Raw genomic sequence first — 6,421 nt, 5'->3', positions numbered from 1 at the left:
CGATGCTCGAGGACATCGCGATCCTGACCAAGGGCCAGATGATCGCCGAGGATCTCGGCATCAAGCTCGAGAACGTGACGCTCCCGATGCTCGGCCGTGCCAAGCGCGTCCGCATCGACAAGGAGAACACCACGATCATCGACGGGTCCGGCGAGAAGTCCGACATCGAGGGCCGCATCGCGCAGATCAAGGCGCAGGTCGAGGAGACCACCTCGGACTACGATCGTGAGAAGCTGCAGGAGCGTCTGGCCAAGCTCGCGGGCGGCGTCGCGGTGATCCGTGTCGGCGGTTCGACCGAGGTCGAGGTCAAGGAGAAGAAGGACCGCGTCGACGACGCCCTTCACGCCACCCGCGCGGCGGTCGAGGAAGGCATCGTCCCCGGCGGCGGCACCGCGCTGTTGCGCGCCAAGGCGGCCGTTCAGGGCCTCTCGAACGACAACCCGGACGTCCAGGCCGGCATCAAGATCGTGCTGAAGGCCCTCGAGGCCCCGATCCGTCAGATCGCCTCGAACTCGGGCGTCGAAGGCTCGATCGTGGCCGGCAAGATCCTGGCCAACGCCTCTTCGACCTACGGCTTCAACGCCCAGACCGAAGAGTACGTCGACATGCTCCAGGCCGGCATCGTCGACCCGGCCAAGGTCGTCCGCGCTGCGCTCCAGGGGGCGGCTTCGGTCGCCGGTCTTCTCGTGACCACCGAGGCGATGATCTCCGAGGCTCCGCGCAAGGACGCTCCTGCCATGCCAGCCGGCGGCGGCATGGGCGGTATGGGCGGCATGGACTTCTAACCTGTCATGGCTCCCTAGCGGTGCTTTCCCACGGGCCGGATGTCGGCGCGTGGGCGAGCGCCGCGGGGGGCCACGCTCCGCGCAGGCAGTGCCTGCGCACAATATCGATGGCTCACGCAGCACCCGCTTGCGCCTTCGACCGCTCTCGGCACAAACATCAATCCAGATACTACGAGAGGTCGAGACGGCCGGTCCGTAACGCCCTGCGGGCCAGGGCTCGCAGCGTGCAATCGGTCAACGCCGAGCTCGGTCTCGCTCTTCAGGACGGAGCCCATGCGCATTCTCGTCGGCTGTGAGATGACCTACGAGTTTCCGCAGCCCACCCCCGTCATTGCGACGCTCAACGTCCATGCATCGCGCTTCTCCGATCTCGAACGGCCTGATTACCTGATCACGAGTCCGGCGGTTCCGCTGGACGGCTATCGCGACAGCTTCGGGAATTGGTGCAATCGCATGGTTGCTCCGGCAGGGCGCTTCACCCTCAAGACCGACACGATCGTGCGGGACCACGGCAGCGGCGACACGCGGGAGCCGGACGCTCCGGAAATCGCAGTGGAGAAACTGCCTTCGGACAGCGTCCTGTTTCTCCTCGGCAGCCGGTACTGCGAGACCGATCGTCTGTCGTCCATCGCATGGGACTTGTTCGGGCATCTCTCGCCCGGCTGGAGCCGGGTGCAGGCGATTTGCGACTACGTGCACGATCGGATCGTCTTCGGATATGAGCACGCGCGCGCGACCCGAACAGCTTTCGACGTGTTCGAAGAGCAGCGGGGCGTCTGCCGTGACTATGCTCACTTGGCGATCGCGTTCTGCCGCTGCCTCAACATCCCGACACGGTACTGCAACGGTTATGTCAGCGACATCGGCCTGCCCCTGCCGCATGCCCCGGGCGATTTTGCCGCCTGGATGGAAGTATACCTTGGAGGTCGTTGGCACACCTTCGATCCCCGGAACAACAGCTCACGTATCGGCCGGATCCTCATCGCCTATGGTCGCGATGCCGCTGACGTACCCCTGACACTCACGTTCGGTCCCAACCATCTCGCCGAATTTCGTGTCACGACGGAGGAAGCACCGAGTCCGGCCTAGGCTCATTCCTTCATCGAGGCCGGCCGCAGGCCCGACCCCGCTCCCATGGCATCGCGTTCCGGCGTCGGGTCGTGCAGGGGCACGGGTGCGGTAAGACGCTGCACGGCGCCGCTCCACCCCCTGACCTGTCGCGCGGCCTCGTGCGTTCCTAAGTTCGCGTCTGAGTGCGCAAGACAAGCCGTCGCTCAGATCGGGCCGCGCTGCTCGCCCGCAGCCGGGCGACGATGGGTGCGAGGCCGGCGTTGATGGACCATGCCGCCGTGGCGGTCGTGCCCGCGCCCGTCCCACAGGTACAGCACTGCCCAGTTCCGAAGGTCCGCACCTACAGGCACCGGCTCTTCTAGATAGTTCACGCGGCCGTGAACACAGCGACGCCTCATTCTGGCGCCCAAGAGAAACCGGGCGCCCCGCAGGACGCGCGACCGGATCGCGTCCAGCCGATGCAGGTTCCGTCATCACCTCGGCTGTGGGCTACGGATCAAACTGAGGCGGTGGTGATGCTGTTCATCTGGTCGGGTTGGGGGATCGTGGTCATCCCTGTCGTGATCGGCACGGCGGTTGCGGTCGGGGCGCTGGGCGGCTCGGCGCTTCGGGCCCTTGGTCACCCCGAACTCACTTTTCTCGCCGTCAGCCTCGGGCTCTTCGCCGCCGCAGCCGCCAATTGGATCGTCGGCCGGCGTCTGAACGGTCGTCCGCCGCGCGAACTCATCGACCCGGCCACGAACCAGCGCGTTCTTCTCCGCCGTCGTCACGCGCTGTTCTGGGTGCCGGTACAATACTGGTCGGTGCCAGTTGCGCTCGCCGCGCTCGTCCCGCTGCTCGCCCTGCGCAATCTCTGACTTCGAATTCCAAGATAGCCCTACAGTCGAGGAGATGAGCATGCCGCGTGGCAGCTGTCAGCGTTCGGGAAGACGTCGCCGGTTCGGCGTGGCCGGTCTCGCCACTGTGCTGGCTGCGCCCGCCGGGGCCGTGACACCGGTGACGCCTGTAGGTGTCGAGAGCTGTGACGCCTTCCTAGACGCATACGCGCAGTGTGCAGCAAGCCCAGGCGTGCCGGAGGCCGTTCGTCCGAACATTCGTCAGGGTATCGGCACGCTGCGGGAGAGCTTCCGCGATGCCGTCAGCCGCACTGCGTCCGCCCGACCGACCGTCGCCCAGCAATGCGCCCAGGCCCACGAGGCCGTGCGCAAGAGCATGGTCGACGCCTTCAGGTGCGACTTCCCCGCCCCGCCGCCAGCCTCCCAGGCGCTGCTGCAGGCCGTGCCTCCGGCCCCTGTCACGCAGGCCCCTGCCATGCAGGCCCCTGCCATGCAGGCACCTGCGCGCGCGGATGCCCGGGTCGCGCCACCCCCGCCGAGCCGCGAAGCGCAGGAAGTGGCGAAGGCGAACGCCTACACCGAGGTGCAGAACCACCTCGTGCGTTCCCACCCGCTGGAACGGCAACTCGCCGAGTACCGACGCGACAACGAACGCGTGCTCAAGCTCGGCACGAAGCTGGGTGCCAACGCGTGGTACCACTTCGGCATCGTCGACTTCGATGGGGTGATCGACGAGTTGGAGAAGGCGGCCGCTCTGCCCGGGACCATTCCCGAGATCGACCCGCAGGCCACGCGGCTGCTTGCAGCCTTGCGCGAGCTCAACCCGACGCTGAAGGCGCTGACCCGCTACCAGACCATGCGGGAGTTCAAGGAGGACGGGTACAAGTTCGCCCGGGAGCAGCACACGATCCTCGTACCCAGGGTCGAAGCCGCCGCCAAGGCGATGGACGCCTTCGGCACCGCCCTGTTCGAGCGCGAACTCGCCCGGGACGAGCGCCGGATGGCGAGGCTGCCGGAGGACGCCCCGGCACGCCGGCTGCTGGCGACCAGCCTCGCGCTCCGTCGGGCGGTGCAGCGTTTCGAGGCGCTTGGGCCGAAGGCCGACACAGCCCCGTTCCTCGCCGCCCTGGGCGACGTCTCGACGGCCAACCGCCAACTTGGGGCGACCTTCGACGGCATGAACCCCAAAGCCAGCACATCCTGCACCGGCTACGCGGACACCGTGGCGAGCGTGATCGGCCACGGCCGCGACGTCGCGCGGGACATCAAGGCGAAGGGCGACCCGAGCCAGCCGGCGCGGCTGTTCAACGACACCTACAACCGCTCGGTGCGCGATCTGGAATCCTGCCAGCGGTACGAGAGTCGCGCGCGGCCGAGCTGACGGACCGCCGGGAGAGTGCTGGCCCGAAGAACGCCGGCCCGGACAGCGCTGGCCGGCATCCATCGAGTGTGGAACGCCGAGGGGCAGATGATCGTGCCGCTTCATGACGACCGTCGCAACAAACGGCGGCTTCCCCCCGTCGTCTGGCTCATCGCCTGGGTCGTCGGCGTTCCGGCCTTGCTCGGGGGACTCGGGGCCTGGGAGGTCGAGCGCGGGCAGGCGACCGCCGAGAACGTCACGCGCCGCCAGGTCGAGCTGCCGGTCTCCGTCGTCCAGCTCCGCCTGCTGGCGGCGACGGACCCCTACGCCTCGGTCCGCTTCGAGGGCGCGCGCACGGCCTACGGTGCGGCGCTGGCCGTCGACAGGGCTCAGGAGGCGCTGGCCGCGGTCACGCGCGATCTGCCGCTGGCCCGGGCTCGCGCGTGGATGCCGTCCGCGACGCTGGGCGGCGCGCTGCTGGCACTGCTGGCCGGTCTCGTCGCGCTCGGCGGCGCCGCCGCCGCGGGCCTGTGGGCCCGGCGCTCGCGCGACGCCCTGCTCGCGAGCTTCGGCCTCGTGCGCCGTGCGCTGCCGGTGCTGCTCGGCCTTCAGATCGTGGGCCTGAGCCTCGCGGTGCTGGCGGCCGCGCTGTTCGAGGCCACCGGGCTGTGGTTCACCCAGCGGTTCTCGGCCGGCGAGGCCAAGCTGCTGCTCGCCGCCCTCGTCATCGCCGCCCTTGCGGCCTGGGCCGCGGTGGCGGCGGTGCGCGGCCTGCGCGGGGTCTTCGCGCTGTTCACCCCCGAGCCGATCGATGTCCGCGGCCGCGCCCTCGACGAGGCCGAGGCACCGGGACTGTGGCGCCTCGTGCGCGAGCTCGCCGGGCGCGGGGATGCCCTCGCCCCCGACGCAGTGGTGGTCGGCTTGACCGGGGGGTTCTTCGTCACCGAAGGCGCCGTGCGCCTGGGCTCGAACGGTCAGACGCTGACGGGGCGCACGCTGTACCTGCCGGTCCCGTATCTCGGCGTGCTCGACGGGCGAGAGCTTTCTGCAGTGATCGGGCACGAACTCGCGCACTTCGCGGGCGAAGACACGGCCTACAGCCGGCGCTTCACTCCGATCTACGCCGGCCTGCATCGCGCGCTGGCCGCACTGGGCAACGCCGGCCCCGGGGATCTGCTCACCCGTCCCGCCGCGTATGTCGGCCATCGCAGCCTCGGGACCTTCGACGCGGCGGTGGCGCGCTGGAGCCGGGCGCGGGAGTTCGAGGCCGACCGGCGTGGCGCCCTCGTCTCTGGAGCACCGCCCGCAGCCTCCGCCCTGCTGCGGGTCGGCGTTCTCGGGCCCGTGGTGGGGGAGACGCTCGGATCTGCCTTCGACGAGCCCGACGCGGCCCCCGACGATCTCGTGGCGGGCGTACTCGACGCGATCCCGGCAACCGGCTTCCCCGACCCCGGGTCGCACCTCGACGACCGGCAGGCACACCCCACCGACACCCACCCTCCGGACCGGCAGCGGATCGCGGCGCTCGGCGTGCCGCTCGACGCGGAGCTGTTCGCCCGTGCCGCCCGTCCTTTGACCGAGGCCGACCGCGCCTGGCCGGCCGCCCTGGTCGCGGACTGGGCCGGCCTGTGCCGCGGGCTCAGCGCGGACTTTCTCACCGGGGCCCGGGAGCACCGTGCTGCCGAGCGAACGTACCTGGAAGAGGCCGCGGCGGCCGTGCCGGTCGAGGAGACGCTGGTGCATGAGAACGGCTCTCCGATGGTCTGGACGATGGGGGTCCTCGCCCTCCTTTTCGCCGGGGCCGGCGCTGCGCTGCTGCTGTACCCCCGCGCACTCGGCATCGCGCAGGATGCCTTGGCCCAGCAGATCCTCGTGGGCGTTGCCGCGGCGGGTGTCGCGTGGGCAGGGATCTACGCTGCACGTGTGCATCGACGCGGCCGGATACCGCTGCTGGTGCTGACGCCGGACGCGCTGCGCTCGCCGCTCCTCGACGGTGCGGTCGTTTGGCAGGACGTGGCGGACTTCCAGGTCACGCACGGCAAACGGCTCACCTTGACGCTGGCCCTCGCGCCGGAGGCCACGCTGCCGAGGGCCAAGCGCCTGGTGTCGCAGGCCCGGGTGAGCCGACGGCGAAGGCAGGTCAGCGTGCAGTCGCTCGGGGCGCGCGGCCTCAAGCCCGACGCCTTCGCCGCGCTGATCGGGCGTTACCTCGCGGCCTCCCGCGCCCGCGTACACCTGTCCGCGACAAGTACGGGGATCTGATCAGTCGACCACAGGCACACGACTCCCCGAGGGCCGGTTCGACGCCGCGCCGTGGCTCGTCGTGCCGAGAACAAGACGACGCGAGCTGCTGAGTCGGAAGACACGGT

5 protein-coding genes are annotated in these 6,421 nt (G+C 69.8%); all 5 read left to right on the top strand.

The genetic code is table 11. The annotated features are described in order from the left end of the window. Nucleotides 1-785: chaperonin GroEL (groEL, locus tag MKK82_RS12245; RefSeq protein WP_243985855.1), on the top strand; the 785-nt coding region annotated here is incomplete at its 5' end. A 273-nt stretch (nt 786-1,058) separates the two neighbouring features. Continuing rightward, nucleotides 1,059-1,874 carry a transglutaminase-like domain-containing protein gene (locus tag MKK82_RS12240; protein WP_238291356.1) on the top strand — a complete coding sequence of 272 codons (816 nt, stop codon included), beginning with the start codon at nt 1,059-1,061 and terminating at the stop codon, nt 1,872-1,874. Nucleotides 1,875-2,371: 497 nt separating this feature from the next. Then, on the top strand, nt 2,372-2,713 hold the full coding sequence (locus MKK82_RS12235; protein WP_238291357.1) for a hypothetical protein: 342 nt from the start codon (nt 2,372-2,374) through the stop codon (nt 2,711-2,713). A 211-nt stretch (nt 2,714-2,924) separates the two neighbouring features. Further along, nucleotides 2,925-4,073 (top strand): DUF3829 domain-containing protein, encoded by a 1,149-nt coding sequence (locus MKK82_RS12230; protein WP_243985854.1) that lies wholly within the window; start codon nt 2,925-2,927, stop codon nt 4,071-4,073. A gap of 87 nt (nt 4,074-4,160) precedes the next feature. Beyond that, nucleotides 4,161-6,314, top strand: a complete 2,154-nt coding sequence (locus MKK82_RS12225) for a M48 family metallopeptidase (RefSeq protein ID WP_238291359.1) — start codon at nt 4,161-4,163, stop codon at nt 6,312-6,314. Nucleotides 6,315-6,421 lie beyond the last annotated feature (107 nt).

This window comes from Methylobacterium sp. E-046, from assembly GCF_022829625.1.
GTDB classification, from domain to species: domain Bacteria; phylum Pseudomonadota; class Alphaproteobacteria; order Rhizobiales; family Beijerinckiaceae; genus Methylobacterium; species Methylobacterium longum.
Note: the sequence above shows the minus strand (reverse complement) of the source record. Positions and strands in the feature narration are given on the sequence as shown.